Raw genomic sequence first — 17,501 nt, 5'->3', positions numbered from 1 at the left:
ATTGTACATGCATATTCACTTTCCGAGATAGGCAGATATATAAAATTAGATAATTCCACGGTGAGTAGAATTGTGAAAAAACAATTCAATGCAGAGAACAAGACTTGACCCCGTATACCAGAACAAGACTTGACCCCGTATACCTTGGGATAGCCCATACCAGATGGGCGACTCATGGTGTGCCCAGTGAAGAGAATGCTCATCCTCATTCATGCTGTGATGGTAAGATTTGGATTGTGCATAATGGAATTATTGAAAATTATAAAAATCTTAAAAAGGATTTGGAAGAAAAGGGGCACAAATTTAAATCAGAAACAGACTCAGAAGTTGTCGCTTATTTGATAGAAGAGAATTATAGGGGAGATATTTACAGGGCATTGCTCGACTCTCTTGATAAAATAGAAGGTGCATATGGTTTGGCTGTTTTTCATGTGGATTATCCCAATCGACTTCTTGCTGCCAGAAAGGGAAGTCCGCTTATTCTTGGAATAGGTGAGGATGAATACGTGATTGCTTCAGATCTTTCAGCCATACTTAGTTATACCAAAAATGTTATATTTCTTGAGGACGATGATGTTCTAGATATAAATAAAGGTACTCATAAAATAGTTAATCGAAAATTGGGAAGTATAAATGAAAAGACAGAAAATATTGATTGGGACTTGAGTATGGCCGAAAAGGGCGGTTATGCCCACTTTACCCAAAAGGAAATATTTGAACAGCCCGAGGCTCTTAATAATTCTATTCGAGGAAGAATTGATTTAAAAAACGCTCAAGTTAAATTGGGCGGGCTTGATAGGAATGATAGATTAAAAAATATAGATAGATTAATTATTGTCGCCTGCGGAACAGCGTATTATGCAGGAGCAGTTGCTCGGTATATGATTGAAGAATACTCAGGACTCAATGTTAGTCTTGAGTATGCTAGTGAATTTAGATATCGGAAAACTAATATAGATAAAAATACTGCCATCTTGGCTATCAGTCAGTCTGGAGAAACAGCCGATACAATTGCTGCATTAAATGAAGCAATAAATAGGGGAGCCTTTAGTCTGGGTATCGTTAATACTGTCGGGTCATCAATATCTCGTTTGACGGATGCTGGAATCTATAATCATGTTGGTCCAGAAATAGGAGTGGCCTCCACCAAGGCATTTACCTCTCAATTAACAATTTTGTCTTTAGTTACTGTTCTTTTGGGAAGACAAAGAGAGATGTCTTTTAGCACCGGAAAAAGTATTTTAAAAGAATTGTCTTCTCTATCAGAAAAACAGGAAGAAGTGTTAAATCAAAAAAATATAAAACAGATTGCAGAAAAATATTTCAAGATTAATAATATAATATATTTAGGCAGAAAATATAATGAGCCCATTGCGATGGAGGGTGCTCTTAAAATGCGTGAATTGGCTTACGTAAATACACTCGGTCTTCCTTCGGGCGAATTAAAGCACGGTTCTATTGCCTTGATAGACGATGAACATTTGAGTATTGTAATTGCTCCAAAAGATAGTGTATATGAAAAAAATAAAAGCAGTATTGAGGAAATTAAAGCACGAAAGGGTAGTGTAATTGCAATCACTACCGAAGGCAATAAAGAATTGGAGGACTTAGCTGATGATGTTATCTATATTCCTGACACTTTGGAACTACTGACACCAATTTTGAGTGTTATCCCTCTTCAGCTACTCGCATATCATTTTGCCGTTTTAAGAGAACTAGATGTTGATCAACCAAGAAATTTAGCTAAATCAGTCACAGTTGAATAAATAAAAAATATTTAATGAAATACTTGTAAACCATCACTAATTTATCAAAAACATTTGTTTCCATTAAAAAATATCGGCAAAAATCCGACAGTTTATCCTTTAGTTTTTGAGGTGAAATTGGCATTTGTTTATTTCTATAGCTTTTATTATACATTATTGGGGTTGAAGATAAAGAATAATGACATATTGTTTAATACTAGAGTAATGCTTAAAAAATAGTTGACATATTGTTCTAAGTATAATATAGTAATATATCGTATTAGCAATTGAACCTTAAATTTTCATAAGCTTACTTAAGCATTTCAGAAAAGGAGAAAACTATGTTATGTCTTTACGGAGCGTTATTTCCCCTAGCTTTAAGTGCGATTTGTTTTGGATGGTATAATTGGTATCTCAAAGGACATCATAAGACTGATTTCAATGTTGGCGGAACAATACTTCTTGCTGTCGGTATAATTGTTGGCGCAATTGGCTTTATTACCACCGGAATCGCATATGTATCACAAGTCGATGATTTTGAAGATGTCAAAAAATTTCAGAAAGTAGAATCAATTTATCAAGCGAAGGCAAAAACTTTGACAGCGGAATTTGTTAAGTACTTAGCACAGGTATACCCTGAACACGAAAAAAATATGTACGACAATATTAGTCCCGAAAAAGTGGATTTATATTTCGTTAAGTATCCTGAAATTCGCTCTTCAGAAACGTTAACCACTCTGGTTGCCCAAATCAACAAATTGCAATCTGATATTTATGATCAGCAAATTGCTGTCGAACAGGCTCTTAAAAACACTCGATCACGATTGAGAAACCCTTGGTTACTAGCCTTTATGTTGCCCACCGAATAAGGCTGGAACTATTCACAAGACCGTATGATTCATTCTGCGGTCTTTCTTTTTTATCGATAAGAAGAAATTCTAAGTCGAACTTCATCCACAGAATTTCTCCTAAGAGTAAAATATCTTCAATTATCCCAGGCCATGTAAACGTTGGGGAGGCTAAATAGTTTGTAAAAAAGTTCGATCATCATTGAACATCCTGGGCAATGAAAAACATGACTAGCATTGGTTATGTTTTTTGTTTTGAGATAGGTCTTATAACATTATTCAAATTTAACTTTTTTCTAATAACTCTTTATTATTATAATAAAGTAATTTAATAAAATCTAATACTATGAAAACTCTAATATGTGATCTTTGTGATGTAACGGCGGAAGGTGAAACATTCGAAGAATGGATGGAAGCATTAAAGCCTCACTGTGATGATGCTCATTTTGAGCTTATGAAAAATTCTAGTCATACCAAAGAGGATATGGAAATATGGATGATGGAAAATAAGGCTAGGTTTGAAGCTGCTTAAGTATTTACAATCATTTATATTTAAAATTGTGTAATGGTTTTTTCTTAAAAAAACCAATTTTAGACTGGAACACACAAAAAGCTTTTAGTTTTAGTTTAAATTTAATTGAAGCTTGAAACAAAAGCTTAAATATGCTAAAAGTAACTCATAAGAAATAAACAAATACATATGAATAAAAATTTAATTATACTTGGATTAACTATTTTATTAGTTTTTTTAAGCTATGGGATAATATCTAATAAAAATGATAATTCAAACTCTGTAATTAGTGATATTGTTGATGTTAAAATTGTAAATGCTCCTAAGACAAAAAATGAAATTCTTGATTTAAGTGGGCAAGGATTGGAAAAACTTCCTGAATATGTTCTTGGAATGAGGGACTTAAAAGAACTCAATCTATCTGATAATAATCTGGAGGGAGCATTGCCTTCACAAATAGGTAAATTGAAGAATCTGGAAAAGTTAAATGTTTCAAATAATGACATGACAGGAATTCCAGCAGAGATAGGACAGTTAGAGAAGTTAGAAGAGCTTAACTATGCTAATAATGAAATAACGGGCCTCCCCTTGGAGCTTGCTAAATTAAAAAATTTGAAAGAGTTTAATTTAAGTGGTAATGATTATTCTGAATATGACATGGAAAAAATTAAAGAAGACCTACCTAACTTAATAGTAAAGGACGACAAAATAATTGAAGAAGCGAAGGTGGAGCCAAGTGAAGTAAAGGTTGTTTGTAATACTGGAAGTTTTGATGAGCAATTCCTTTGTATGCTAAATGAATATCGAAAACAGAATGGAAAATCGAGCTTGTCATACGACTCTAAGCTAAATACTGTGGCCCTAAATCATTCAACTTGGATGAATGTCAATGGAGAATTTAGTCATGCTGGTGACGGTGGATCTAGTTTTTCAGAAAGATGTTCCACTGCTGGAACAATTTGTGATGCTGAAAATTTAGCTTTTGGAGTAAGTACAGCCCAGAAGTTATTTGATATGTGGAAAAATAGCCCAGCACACAACAAAAATATGCTTGGTGACCATGCATATCTTGGAATAGGACTAAATAGTTCTTATACTACGGCAGTATTTAAATAGGGTACTCTATAGAGTACCCTATAGAGTACCCTATAGAGTACTCTATTTTGGTGATACAATAATAATATGAAAAATATAAAAAATAATGAATTAATGAGTAGTCTAACTCATCTGATTGGATTTTTCCTTTCTATCGCTGGTTTAGTTCTTATGGTTGTTGTTTCTGCAATCCATGGTACATCATGGCATGTTGTTTCATTCTCAATATTTGGAGCGAGCTTGATTTTGCTTTACTTGGCGAGTACCGTATATCATTTCCTATCAAAGGATCATAAGCATAAAAATGCTTTTATGAGAGTTGACCTTTCTTTTATATTTATACTTATCGCTGGAACATATACGCCAATAGCTCTGGTTCCGATAAGAGGCCCTTGGGGCTGGTCTATTTTTGGAGTTGTTTGGGGAATGGCAGTTCTTGGCGTGGTTACACAAATTTTTAAAATTAATCTAAAGCCCTGGGTTCATATTCTAATGTATCTTATAATGGGATGGTTAATTGTTATTGTCTTACCAAGCTTAATTAAAATTTTTGATCTATCAGGAATTATTTGGTTAGTGAGTGGAGGATTGGCCTATACGATAGGTGTAGTATTTTTTGTGATAGATAAAATTTTCCCCAAAGATAGATTGTTTGGTCTTCATGAAGTTTTTCATGTATTTGTTATGATTGGAAGTTTTTGCCACTTTTGGCTTATGTATAATTATATTGTATATATATAGAGAACATTTATTTAAAACTTTCAAGCTCTTCCTCAATCTCCATTTGTCTAACCTCTTGTTCAAATAGAGTGTCTTTTATTTCTTTCATTTTCTCATCTCTTTCTCGTGAGAATTTATAATTATCTCTTTCATATTCTTTAAGTAATTTTTGCTCAATTGCTTTGTTATACTGGATTTCATATTCCAGTTTTTTTAATTCTTTTGATAACTCTTTTCTTTTTTCAAGTCTGGCGATTCTTTCTTCTTTATCTTGAACAATATTTACTAAAGTATTAGGATCTTTTTTTATTTTTGATTCTTTCAAACCAGATTTTAAATAGATGTGATGTAGGTATTCCTCGTAGTTATAACCACTCATTTTTATTTCTCCGTCAGCTACTTCAATTATATTGGTAGCGAGAGAATGAATGAAATCACGGTTGTGGCTAATAAATAAAATAGTTGCATTACTCTTGGCTAGGGCTTGTCCTAGCATATCAACTGTTTCAAAATCAAGATGATTCGTTGGTTCATCAAGAAGGAGAACATTACATTCCTGAAGGAGCATTCCAGCGATGCATAGTCGTGCTTTTTCGCCACCAGAAAGAACTGATATCGGTTTTTTAATATCGTCTCCGTAAAATAAAAAATTTCCAGCTATTCGAAAGACATCTTCGGTGGTGACATTGGCTCCTGCTTGTCTTTCTAGGTATGAACCAATTTGCTCTTGAGGATTTAAATCTTTGGTGACGTGCTGAGCGTATGAGGCTATTTTAATATTTGGCATCCATCGGAAATCACCTGAAATACTTTTTAGTTCATTATTGAGTGTTTTTAAGAATGTTGTTTTACCTTGTCCGTTATCTCCGAGGACTGCTATGTGATCACCCTTTCTAATGTCTATTGAAATATTATTGGCAATAGATTTTTTATTATAACCGATAGAAAGTTTTTCGGATCGAAAGGCAAATCCTTTTTTACTCTCAACTTCAGGAATAAATATTCTGGCTGTTTTCAGAGATTGCCTTATTTCAACTTCATTTAATTTTTTGATTTGTTTTAATTTTGATTGAGCCTGAGTAGCCTTTGAGGCTTTGTACCTAAACCTATCAACAAATTCTTGCAAGTGTTTTTGTTGTTGCTTAATTTTCTTGTTATATTTTTCGTCTGTTTTCTTTTTTAAATCTTTTTGCTCAAGGTAGCCGTCGAGTGAAAGGGGAAAATAATATAGTTTACCTTGATCGACCTCAAGGGTTTCATTGCAAGTGTTACGGAGAAATTCTCTATCATGGGAAATGATTAAGTATGAACCGTTGTATGTTTTCAGGAAATTTTCTAGAAGTAATAGCGTGGACAAATCAAGATGATTTGTTGGCTCATCAAGTAATAATAAATTTGGATCACGAAGAAGCATCGCAGTGAGCCTGACACGCATTTGGTATCCGCCAGAGAGACTTTCTATTTTTGAATCTAGTAATTCATTTTTTAATTGAAACTTTCCTGCGACCTTGGCACATTCCCATGATTCTTTATTGCTATCTCGAATTAAAAACTCAATGACAGATTCTTCATCATTAAACTCGTTTTGTTGTTCCAAGTAGCCAATCCTTGTTCTTTTGAATATTGCTATTTCACCTCCATCAACATTTTCTTCACCAATTATCATTTTAAGTAGGGTGGTTTTTCCTGCTCCATTTCTTCCAATAACACCAATCTTTTGTTTGTCGTCAATATTAAAACTAGCCTCACTGAATATAAAATGAGGTCCAAATGATTTTGATATTTTTTTTATTTGCAATAAAGTAGACATTGGAATAATAATATTAGCATTTCAAGTAAATAATAGCATATTCTAGTTTCTTGGCTAGTATTAAAATAATTATTTGTTTTGTTTATAATTGTGATATAATAGTAATGAAAGATAAATTAGAATGTATTATGAAAATTGATACTAATATTAGAAAAATCAAAATAGTTGCGACACTTGGACCTGCTTCGAGTAGGTATATTGTCATATCTAAATTAATTAAAGAAGGAGTAGATATTTTTCGTTTTAATCTCAAATATGGTAGTCAAGAAGAGCATTCTCAGGTTATTGATAGCGTCAGAAAAGCTTCATCAAAAATAGGAAGAAAGGTTGCTATTCTTATAGATTTGCCAAGATATAATCATTCAGAAGGGATACAGCTTGCATTTAATAAAAAGTCAGAATATGTTGCTGTTTCCTATATTAAAAAATCAGATGAAGTGGTTAAATTAAAAAAAGAATTTAAGAAAATAGGATTATTAACTAATATTATTGCCAAGATAGAAACAGAGGAGTCTCTTTTTAATTTCAAGTCAATTTTAGAGAAAACAGACTCTTTGATGGTTGCTCGTGGTGATTTGGGAAGGTCAATACCAATTGAAAAAGTTCCATTTGCTCAAAAAGAGATTGTTTTGTCTTGCAGAAAGAAAAATGAAATAGTTATTGTGGCTACCGAAATGCTACTTTCTATGGTTTCAAATAAAAAACCCACACGTGCCGAGGCTTCGGATGTTGCCAATGCCGTGCTTGATGGAGCAAACGCTGTGATGCTTTCCGAGGAAACCGCAATTGGGGCTAATCCGGTAGAGGCTGTTAGAATTATGAGTAAAATAATTTATGAAGCTGAAAGCTGGGAAAAATTGGGACACCTAGATATAGTTTCCAGAAAAAACAAAAATTTCAAATTCGGTGTATAATTTAAATCTTAATATAAATCTATGAACAAAAAAATTGTAATCACTTTGCTTTTGGTTTTAGCCCTAAGTCTTAGTGCATGTAGTAAAAAGGAGGAAGAAAAACAAGTTGAAAATAATATCAAAGAAGGAGGAATGCAAGTGTTGGAGAAAAAAACACTAAAAGATTGGTTTAGTGGAGACAAAGTAGTTGAGTGTACAATTAAATCTCCAGAAGGAGATGTTGTCGTAACCACAAGAGGGGAGGATTCCTACATGGAAGGTGTTCCTTATATATCTACTGACTCTCAAGGTGAAATGTCAGAAGCTACAAATGGTGCTGTGTTAACGGTTGGGGATTGGACATACATGTGGGATAAGGACATTAAGAAAGGAACCAAGATGAATATGAAAGAACTAGATGAAAGAGCTGGAGTAATTGAAGAAGAATATGAAAGTGATGATGGTGATTTTGATAGCATGGCAGAGGAATGGGAAGATTCTGGTTTCGAATATGATTGTAAAGAAGTAAAAAACAGCGATAGTTTATTTGAAGAACCAAAAGATGTTGAATTTCAAAATTTAAATGACATGATGGGCGGAATTATGGATACTAGTAATAAAATTCAAGAACAGATTGATATGGGGGAAGAAATTGATATGGAAGAACTTAATATGGAGGAACTTGAAAAAATGATGCAAGGATTTCAACAATAATATTGAGCAAAATAAAAACAGACCCGAGTGGGTCTGTTTTTTGAATCTATATAAAAAAGTATTACGCTTTTTTGATATTGACTGCAGCTTTTCCTTTTGGAGTTTCTTCAACTTCAAATGAAACAGCATCACCTTCTCTTAGTTGATCGAAATCAACGCCGTCTAGGTTGTTAGCGTGAAAAAATAAATCGTCAGCGCCTTCTTGAGTGATAAAACCGAAGTTCTTATCAGTCAACTTTTTGATTGTTCCTTGCATGTAAATGTAAAGATAATTAATTAAGTAAATACTAAAGGAGAAATTAATAATCTCTACACTTTAAATATTTGTCACCCTAAATATAGGATGGCTAGTAATTAAACTAACATTGATATATTAGCATATATACATTTTTTTGTCAATAGTTTTTCGAATAATTGATTATATCAACTATTTATAGCATTTTAATTGATTAAGACGCTGTTTGACAGTAATGACCAAATTACATACCATTCAAACATAAATATAATTAAATGATATGTCTATTCAAATTAAATCTAATGTGTTCTTGAAGTTAATTGCTATCGGTTTTTTGATGCTTTTGTTTATGATTCCTACTGGGATGATTAAAAATTTAATCAATGAAAGGGAATGGAGAAGTGAAGAGGCTATTGTTGAGGTTAGTTCAAAGTGGGGGAATAAACAAACACTGATCGGACCAATATTGACAGTGCCTTATAAAAAATTAGTTGAGACAGAAGATGACAAATTGATTGAAACAATTAAGTACGCTCATTTTCTTCCTGACACACTTGATATAAGCGGTGATATTAACTCTGAAATGCTAAACCGTGGAATATATGATGTTGTCGTATATGAGACAGGGCTAGCTTTCAAGGGGGAATTTTCACAACCAAGTTTTGATGAACTTAAGATTAAACCAGAAGACGTAATTTGGGAAGATGCTTTAATTTCAGTAGGAATACCAGATGTTAGAGGAATAAATGAAAATATAGATATTCTATGGAATGAAAAAAAACTTGATGCAAAACCAGGTCTTGGAGTAAATATTTATCTTGGTGGCAATACAATCGACCAATTTGATCCACGAAAGCCAGTATCAATGATAGAAACAGCCGTAAATAATAATGGATCAGGGATAAATGCTAAGGTTCCTCTGGGGGCAGACGTTTTTGAAAAATATAAGTTCAGTTTCGCAATTAGTTTAAATGGTAGTCAAGATTTGAATTTTGTACCGCTAGGGACAGAGACAAATGTTGCTTTAACATCATCTTGGCAATCACCTAGTTTTATTGGATCATTTCTTCCTGATGAAAGAACGGTTGGTGAGGATGGTTTTACAGCAAACTGGAAAATATTAGAATATAACAGAAGCATTCCCCAGGGCTGGATAGGAGATAATATTCAAGATTTTTCTTCGTCGAAATTTGGAGTGAATATGTTTGTTCCAGTTGATGAATATCAAAAGAACACTCGTTCAATCAAATACGCTATCATGCTTATTGCTCTCACTTTCTTGATATTTTTCTTCGCGGAAGCAATGAATAAAATTAAAGTTCATCCTATTCAATATATTTTGGTTGGTCTTGCTATTGTGCTTTTCTTCTCACTGCTCCTTTCGCTGTCAGAACATACGAGTTTTAACTACGCTTATCTTATATCTGCAACAATTACAGCAATTATGATTACAGTATATTCAAAACATATATTCAAGAACAACAGATTGACTATTCTTCAGGGTGGTATTCTCTTGATTGTGTATCTCTTCATGTATACAATCATTCAATTAGAGGATTACGCCTTATTGGTGGGATCGATTGGTTTGTTCGTAATTCTTGCAATAGTGATGTATATATCTCGAAAAATAAATTGGTATGAGCTTGGAGCTAAGGATGTTTCTAGGGAAGAATAAATTTAAAAATGAATTATTAAAAAGAGGGCTATCTAAATTTTATATAATTTTAATGTATTTTTAAGGGTATTTTGTGATATAATAAATATATAATTATTAATTATAATAAAATGAATCTTTTTGAAAAGCTTGATTTAAATCCTGGAAAAATAGCAAAAATTTTTGGAGTTGCTTTTTTAGGACTTGTCCTGGTTATATTTTCATTTGGTCTGATAAATAGTGTCTTGCGTTCAGTTTCCGGTGATCGTCAATATGTTTCCCAAACCACTGGATTAGGTGGGAGTAGTATTTCTACAAAAAATATTATGGAAAGTGCTTCGGATTCAATTTTGTCTACTAGGAATATTGTTAATTATGACAATGAATTTACTCCAGGAATGGATGTGGAGGAATTTGAAGTTACAGAATACAGGGCGACAATTGAAACTCGCAGCCTAGATGAGTCTTGCGGGACTATTCTTTCATTAAAAGAAAAAGAATATGTAATATTTGAAACTTCAAATAACTCTGATAATAATTGTAATTTCAGATTCAAAGTTAAAAAAGACAATGTTGAAGAAGTTCTAGCAATTGTTAATTCTCTTGACCCTCGTGACTTGAATGAGAGTGTTCAATCAATTAAAAAACAAATAGAAGATTTTACAAGTGAAGAAGATGTTTTAAAAAGAAAACTTGAAACGATAGATGATACATTGTCTAGTGCTATAGTTTCATACGACGAAATTTCTAAATTAGCCACCCAAACCAGAGATGCTACTAGCTTGGCAAGTATAATAGATAGTAAAATAAAAATAATAGAAAGACTCTCCCAAGAAAAAATAAATACTAGCGCTCAACTTGAGAAACTCTCTAGAATGAAAGCCGAACAGCTAGATAGGCTTGAATATACATATTTTAATGTGAGTATTTATGAAAATAAATATGTAGATGTTGACCAGTTGAAAGATTCTTGGAAAAATTCTATTAAGAGTTTTGTGAGAGAGATGAATGGCGTTGCACAAGATTTGAGTATAGGTTTAATTACATTGATAGCATTTACTTTTCAATATTTACTCTATTTGCTAATAATTGTTCTGGTAGCTAAATTTGTTTGGCTAGCTTTTAAGAGACTTTGGAATAGATAGTCAATCGAATATTGTATTCATATAAAAACCCTGGCTAGGCGCCAGGGTTTTTTGTACTAAAAATATCAAGGATAAATTATTTTTATCAAGTTTTAAAATATGTATTTAATTTTCAGAGCCTATCTAAACATTCGGTAGAGTAGCCACATCAGAGAAGCAATAACAACAAAGGTAAAATCCCAAACGTAGTCAATAACAAATTGAGAAAAATAAGCACCAACTATTGCTCCGAGGGAAAATAAATAAATTTTAAATACAACAAAATCCCAGATATTGAACTTGCGGATTTGATTTTCGCTCCATCTAAAAAGATTCATAAATTTATTGATTACTTAATTATATTAAAATTATATACTTTTTTGGTTAATTTTACATTAAAATTTACATAAGTTATTTCAGGTGTTGACAAAAATTAAAAAATATGTGATTATTAGGGTTGCGATTATAAAAAATTAAATATATAACTTCTTGAACTCTTGGGAGGCTGTCATAATTGTGATAATGCAATTTATAGAAATTCTTTAATGAAAGGATTTAAACCGACGGCTTTAAAAATACTATTTTTGGGTCTTTAGGTATATAACAATTATGACAACATTCAAAGAGTTGGGATTAAATCCCGACATTATTCGTGGTCTCGATGACCTAGGTTTCGTAGAACCATCACCAATTCAAGATAAAGCAATTCCACAAATTTTGGAATCAAAGAAAGACTTGGTTGCGTTGGCTCAAACTGGAACAGGGAAAACGGCTGCTTTTTCTTTGCCTATTCTAAATCAAATAAAGGCAGATGGGAGAGAACTTCAAGCCATTATCCTTTGTCCAACTAGAGAATTGGCAATGCAGATATCAGCTGATATCAAAACATATACAAAATACTATAAAGGAGTAATTACTACTCCTGTTTATGGTGGGGAAAGAATTGATATCCAAATCAATTCACTTAAACGTGGAACCAATATTGTAGTAGGAACACCAGGCCGTGTGCACGACTTAATCAGAAGAAAAGTTTTAAAACTTCAAACTATTAAGTGGGTTGTTCTAGATGAAGCAGATGAAATGCTTGATATGGGATTCAAGGATGATTTAGACGTCATTCTAGAGGAAACTCCAAAAGCTAGGCAAACTCTACTTTTCTCAGCAACTATGTCTAAGAGCGTTAGTAATATCGCTATGAAATACATGAAAGAATCCAACGAAATAAGTGTTGGAGAGAAAAATGTTGGTGCTAAAAATGTTAGTCATGAGTATTATGTAGTCCAGGCCAGAGATCGTTTTGAGGCATTAAAACGAATTCTTGATTCTTTACCTGGTGTATACGGTATTTTATTTTGTCGAACCAGAAGAGAAACTCAAGAAGTGGCGGACAAGTTAAAACAAGCCGGCTATGACACAGAAGCGTTGCATGGAGATATTGCACAAACCCAACGTACTAAAATCATGGACAGATTTAAAAAGAAATACATTCGTTTACTTGTGGCTACAGATGTTGCTGCTCGTGGAATCGATGTAAGTGATTTGTCTCATGTAATTAATTATAATCTGCCTGATCAAAACGAGGCATACACTCATAGAACCGGAAGAACAGGAAGAGCTTCAAAAAGTGGAGTTGCTGTAACTATAGTTGGACCACGCGACACAAGAAGGATAACAGATATTGAAAAAATTATTGGCAAAAAAGTTGAATTCAAAAAGGTACCAGACGGACAAGACGTTTGTAAAAAACAAATGGATGAAATTATTGCTAAAATTGAAAATACAGAAGAAATACCAGCCGCTAAGGATAAGTATTTTGAAGAATTTGCAGAAAAATTAAGTAAAGTTAAAAAAGAAGATTTAATTAACTATTTTGTTAATGATAAGTTTAGTCATATAATTGATGCTTATAAAAATGCTCGGGATTTGAATGCTAATTCAAAGGCACCAAATTCTCAGAGAGATGAAATAGAAACTGCTGCCTTGAAAATTGGTTTTGGTAAAAAACACGGAGTTGATGTTAAGGTGATTTTTGGATTCATAAATGCTAGTAGAGAATTAAAGGGAGTAGAAATCGGAAAGATTAGCATAATGCCAGAATATACAATTTTTGCAGTAGAGAAAGAAAGATCAGAAGAAGTTAAGCAGGTTCTTTCTAGAACTAGATTCAAGGGAAAGAATATTGTTGTTACTATTGTCAGTAATGACAGTATTGCAAAATCAACCTTCTCTAGAAATAGTGGAGGCGGAGGAGGAAGACGAAATGATGGAAGTAGAAACAGTGGAGGAAATAGAAGAAATGACAGGGAAAGGGGTGACAGAAAAAGTAATAATAATTTTTCAGGAAGAAGTGGTTCAAGAAAGAGAAAAGCATTCAAAAAAGCACAGTAGAATTCTATTAATGATATTTACAAAACAGCCCTCTCAATAGAAGGCTGTTTTTCATTGATTTTAAAAACAAATAATGCTAGATTAAAGGTAAATTAATTATTTTTTAATAATAAATAAATGAAAAATTTTAGAATTAAAAAAATATTTATAGGTTTTCTTATTTTTTCTTTTCTTTTTATAGGTTTTCCTCAAGCCGACACTGTCTTTGCTGGGAATGATACCTATCCAGTAGAGTTGGCAGTTCCTGATCAACCTTTGGTTGCCGAAGAAGAGGCTAATTTTTTTATTATAGTTAATGACAAGGAAATAAAGGAGGAAATAGATTATTTTGTTTTTCATATGGGGAGCGGAGACACAGAGGGGGCTAAGATACCGTATGTCGGTGAGAGCTATATAAAATTCAGTGATAAAGTCCCCACTTATTCTTTTGATAATAAGCTCCAAATTAAAATAGAGGCATATTCTGAGACGGAAGAAAAATATCTTTTTAGAGTATTTAAAAATACTGATTATGTTCTTAAACATCCCCTTGGTCCTCTGCCAGGAAAATTTGAACCAAGTCTTCAGGAGAGTTTTAAAAAAGAAAATTTTAGATTCGTAGATATTAAAGCTAATCATAAAGTGGGAGAAAGTAGAGGGATGGGGTATTCTGATATGTACATAACGGAGAATCTTGATGCTGATTTTGACAAGAACGAATCCAAGGAGGAACTGGCTAAAAGAATAGAGAAGGCCAAGAACACAAGTTCTTTAACGGGAGCACCATATCAGGCAGAACCTGTTATTAATTTAGAAGAAATAAAACCGATAGACAAAACTATCGATAAAATTTATTTAGTGAATGGGTGTAATTCTATGATTAGCGAAAGGGCGTTCTATTACTGTGAGGCTCGTGTCATTGTTGTTCAGAATAATTTTGCTTCCGAAAAGCAAAAAGTATATCCATTTAATTTCAAAAAAAGAGGAGAACATATTTCTACCGGAGAATATCAAGGACAAATGGAAGAATTTAATGAGATGGTGAGAACTTTTGCCAAGAATATTACAATGCAAAAGTATCCAGAAAAAGATTTTGAAGAATTAATGCAAACTATCAATGTTAGTAGTAACATGAACTATCATCCAGTTTTTACCGAGTATGATTTGGATGGCGACTTTCAATCATCAGATGTTTATAATGAGATAATGGCAGGAGGAGAGCCTGGAGTAAAAGAACTTGTTAAAGAAAAGAAAGAAATGGAGGATAGAAAATTTGAGATTAGTTTTCGTTATAATAATGAAGCTACAATTTGGAACAGCGGAGTCGTAAACACAGGGACTGATAAGGATACAAGTTTTTCAGTTTCGGTAAATATTGACGGGAAAGCTTTTGATAAAAAGGGTGAAGAGATTGTGGATGTTAGTGATGAAGAACTGTACAAAGACGTATATTTACAATATGAAATAATAAATCCAAAATCACAAATTCATTTCCAAGAAGCTAGCGTCGGTGATAACAAGCTAAAAGTAAAAGTTGACGATGTTCTTGAGAGTCAATATTTGCAAAGTACTGGTCCTATTCTTTATACGGGCCCGTATTTGCCGACAGAATATGTGGCGGTTTACTTGGTTGATAAAAGTGATAATCTAATCTCCAAGAGATTTATCTACAAGGTTCATATGAAAGACGCTACTCCTCAAATTGAAACAGAAAAAACTGTTGTTGAGATAGATGATGTGGCTGATAGCACTTTCAAATTCAAAATAAATGACGAATATCACGACAAGGTTAAATGTACTATAAAAGTTCCGTACGAGAAATATCTGGCCAATAAGATACCGGTGATAAAAGTTAGTGAATTTGGACAAGGAGAGGTTGCGACCCAGATTCAAGAATTTGAGTGCGAAACCAATAAATGGATTTCAATTCGAGTCCAACCTCCGAAATTAAGTAACTTCGATATGCTTACGCAATTAAATGGTCTTAATATGTGGGATTTGCAACGGGGGACAATGGAGGGGTTCGCAGTCGACTTGGTTGGTTTCGGTGTAGATAGACGCATGGCTAGCTTGGGGAAATCAAAACAAGCCTTGTCAGGTCTTTATGAAAAGGGTTATACGAGCGCCAAAGGTGTGTATGGAAAAGTTGATAAGATTGAGAAAACAATGCGACATCTAGATAAGGCAAGTGGACTAGCTGGTGATGTCCAGAATGCTATTAAACTAACTCAAACTGGGACAAATGTTGAGTCTCATGCCAAAGACCTTGGGAAGGCTGTTGATGGTGCTACGCGAAAAGATTTCTGGGAATCAACCTATGATTGGGGCATTGGTGGTATAAATATATTGCAATCAACAGTCGGTGCTGTTGCCATGGCGCCCAAGGCTATTCCTTTTGTTGGGAAATATGCTCAAAAGGTAACAGGAACATTTTCCTTGGTTTTTAATCTGATGACAAATGTTTGGAAAGGAAATCTGGAATATTTGAGCAAAGAAAAAAAAATTGATAGAGCCCAAGAAAAAAGTATTCCATATCCAGTTATGATTGGCGTGACAAGTGAAGAGGGCTTTAGAGATGCTGATGCTCAGGTAATTAGTGTTTTATATACTTATCTAGATAATAATTAAATATATGAATAATAAAATGAAAATATCAATTATAGTATCATTTGTATTCTTGTTTATATTTAATGTAGGCCTTGTCCAAGCTGATTCATGTGATGAGCTGAGGCCAATTCTTGATAAGTATTACAAGGCAAGTCAGGATGAAAATATTGACGAATACATGACCGTGATAGATGTCAATTATGTTCGAGAAAATTTGCTTGATAATTATGAAGAATACGTAGGATCTGCCTGGGAGGTCTATGATACAAAGAGTTATGAACTGAGTCCTTATAATTGTAAAATGGAGACCGAAGATGCTTTGATGTATTTTAATATGAAATCGACTCTAGTATCTGAGGAGGGAGAAGTAGAGCTTCAAAAAAATTATGTAGCATTATTTAACAACATTGATGGATGGAAAATAAAGTATGTAGTAGATGAAGAAGTTTTTTCCCAATTTCAAGATGCCCTGACTTCGCAACTTTATCTTGACGCTACAAAGGATATGATTTACGCCGAACTAGACAAGGCGGACGAAGTTATTGCATATGAAAAACTTGTAGAGGAAATAGAGAGTGGAGAATATAGCGATACAGTTTCTGAGGGGGTGGAAAAAAGAGAAATTACAAAAACTGAAGATAGTGGAGGATCGAAACTGATGTATTTGCTTCTATTTATCTCTATCCCTATAATGATATTTATTTTTGCGAAGAATAAAATTAAAAAATAGAAAAAAATATTTTTTCATAATATTGAAAAACGAAAACTCCTGATTCTGAAATTGGGAGTTTTTTGCAAAATTTAAATAATTAATATTTCTTCAAATTTGAGAATAGGGTACTCTATAGGGTACTCTATAGAGTACCCTAAATTTTGTCATTATTCACCACGTCATAGACGCGATTCACCTTGTTGAGAGGAGTACCTGTAGGGTGAGGTGTGTTAAGATTGGTGAGATTAAATGCGTAACAATTAGGAAAACACACCCCGTCAGCAAAGCTGCCACCCCTCTCAAGAGGGGAATGACAAAGGAGATATATGTTTTGGATATCTTTATTTTTTTTAAAATTTAGAGAAAAAACCATGCACGTACCGATGTACCTACATAGCTTTTTGAGTAAAATGTCGATTATAGATTTTAGAAAAATTTTATGTTGATTTCCTATTAATATTGACTA

Annotated in this window: 15 protein-coding genes; 12 read left to right on the top strand and 3 right to left on the bottom strand. The window is 33.1% G+C overall.

The window, feature by feature from the left end; genetic code table 11:
- The first annotated feature begins 104 nt into the window (after positions 1 to 104).
- From glmS to PF572_04515, 5 genes are all read left to right on the top strand, one after another.
- Positions 105 to 1,766 (top strand): glutamine--fructose-6-phosphate transaminase (isomerizing), encoded by a 1,662-nt coding sequence (glmS, locus tag PF572_04535; GenBank protein MDA3840330.1) that lies wholly within the window; start codon positions 105 to 107, stop codon positions 1,764 to 1,766.
- A 320-nt stretch (positions 1,767 to 2,086) separates the two neighbouring features.
- On the top strand, positions 2,087 to 2,614 hold the full coding sequence (locus PF572_04530; GenBank protein ID MDA3840329.1) for a hypothetical protein: 528 nt from the start codon (positions 2,087 to 2,089) through the stop codon (positions 2,612 to 2,614).
- Between the two features lie 325 nt (positions 2,615 to 2,939).
- Positions 2,940 to 3,125, top strand: a complete 186-nt coding sequence (locus PF572_04525; GenBank protein MDA3840328.1) for a hypothetical protein — start codon at positions 2,940 to 2,942, stop codon at positions 3,123 to 3,125.
- A gap of 168 nt (positions 3,126 to 3,293) precedes the next feature.
- Positions 3,294 to 4,220, top strand: coding sequence for a leucine-rich repeat domain-containing protein (locus PF572_04520; GenBank protein MDA3840327.1), 927 nt, complete (start codon positions 3,294 to 3,296; stop codon positions 4,218 to 4,220).
- 66 nt (positions 4,221 to 4,286) lie between these two features.
- Positions 4,287 to 4,940 (top strand): hemolysin III family protein, encoded by a 654-nt coding sequence (locus tag PF572_04515; GenBank protein ID MDA3840326.1) that lies wholly within the window; start codon positions 4,287 to 4,289, stop codon positions 4,938 to 4,940.
- Positions 4,941 to 4,947: 7 nt separating this feature from the next.
- Here the strand turns inward: PF572_04515 and PF572_04510 are convergent, their stop codons facing one another.
- The gene (locus tag PF572_04510) at positions 4,948 to 6,729 is read right to left on the bottom strand and encodes an ATP-binding cassette domain-containing protein (protein ID MDA3840325.1); all 1,782 of its coding nucleotides are present in this window, start codon (positions 6,727 to 6,729) and stop codon (positions 4,948 to 4,950) included.
- A 104-nt stretch (positions 6,730 to 6,833) separates the two neighbouring features.
- On the opposite strand from PF572_04510, the gene PF572_04505 reads away from it, so the two are divergent.
- Entirely contained in the window at positions 6,834 to 7,643 is an 810-nt protein-coding gene (locus PF572_04505; protein ID MDA3840324.1) for a pyruvate kinase, read from the top strand.
- A 21-nt stretch (positions 7,644 to 7,664) separates the two neighbouring features.
- Positions 7,665 to 8,336 carry a hypothetical protein gene (locus tag PF572_04500; GenBank protein MDA3840323.1) on the top strand — a complete coding sequence of 224 codons (672 nt, stop codon included), beginning with the start codon at positions 7,665 to 7,667 and terminating at the stop codon, positions 8,334 to 8,336.
- Positions 8,337 to 8,397: 61 nt separating this feature from the next.
- On the opposite strand, the gene PF572_04495 is transcribed toward PF572_04500, so the two are convergent.
- Positions 8,398 to 8,592 carry a cold shock domain-containing protein gene (locus PF572_04495; GenBank protein MDA3840322.1) on the bottom strand — a complete coding sequence of 65 codons (195 nt, stop codon included), beginning with the start codon at positions 8,590 to 8,592 and terminating at the stop codon, positions 8,398 to 8,400.
- A 259-nt stretch (positions 8,593 to 8,851) separates the two neighbouring features.
- Between PF572_04495 and creD the strand changes: the two genes are divergently transcribed.
- Together creD and PF572_04485 are read left to right on the top strand one after the other, a co-directional pair.
- Positions 8,852 to 10,246: a cell envelope integrity protein CreD gene (gene creD / locus PF572_04490; protein ID MDA3840321.1), complete on the top strand. Its 1,395-nt coding sequence runs from the start codon at positions 8,852 to 8,854 to the stop codon at positions 10,244 to 10,246.
- Between the two features lie 110 nt (positions 10,247 to 10,356).
- Positions 10,357 to 11,370, top strand: a complete 1,014-nt coding sequence (locus tag PF572_04485; protein MDA3840320.1) for a hypothetical protein — start codon at positions 10,357 to 10,359, stop codon at positions 11,368 to 11,370.
- A 119-nt stretch (positions 11,371 to 11,489) separates the two neighbouring features.
- Here PF572_04485 and PF572_04480 read toward each other — a convergent pair whose 3' ends face one another.
- Positions 11,490 to 11,687 (bottom strand): hypothetical protein, encoded by a 198-nt coding sequence (locus PF572_04480; GenBank protein ID MDA3840319.1) that lies wholly within the window; start codon positions 11,685 to 11,687, stop codon positions 11,490 to 11,492.
- 271 nt (positions 11,688 to 11,958) lie between these two features.
- Between PF572_04480 and PF572_04475 the strand changes: the two genes are divergently transcribed.
- The 3 genes from PF572_04475 to PF572_04465 all read left to right on the top strand — a co-directional run bounded on the left by PF572_04475 (position 11,959) and on the right by PF572_04465 (position 17,053).
- Entirely contained in the window at positions 11,959 to 13,737 is a 1,779-nt protein-coding gene (locus PF572_04475) for a DEAD/DEAH box helicase (GenBank protein MDA3840318.1), read from the top strand.
- Positions 13,738 to 13,854: 117 nt separating this feature from the next.
- The gene (locus PF572_04470) at positions 13,855 to 16,344 is read left to right on the top strand and encodes a hypothetical protein (GenBank protein ID MDA3840317.1); all 2,490 of its coding nucleotides are present in this window, start codon (positions 13,855 to 13,857) and stop codon (positions 16,342 to 16,344) included.
- Positions 16,345 to 16,348: 4 nt separating this feature from the next.
- Positions 16,349 to 17,053 (top strand): hypothetical protein, encoded by a 705-nt coding sequence (locus tag PF572_04465; protein MDA3840316.1) that lies wholly within the window; start codon positions 16,349 to 16,351, stop codon positions 17,051 to 17,053.
- Positions 17,054 to 17,501: the final 448 nt, after the last annotated feature.

It is taken from the genome of Patescibacteria group bacterium, assembly GCA_027858235.1.
GTDB lineage: Bacteria > Patescibacteriota > Patescibacteriia > Patescibacteriales > BM507 > BM507.
Note: the sequence above shows the minus strand (reverse complement) of the source record. Positions and strands in the feature narration are given on the sequence as shown.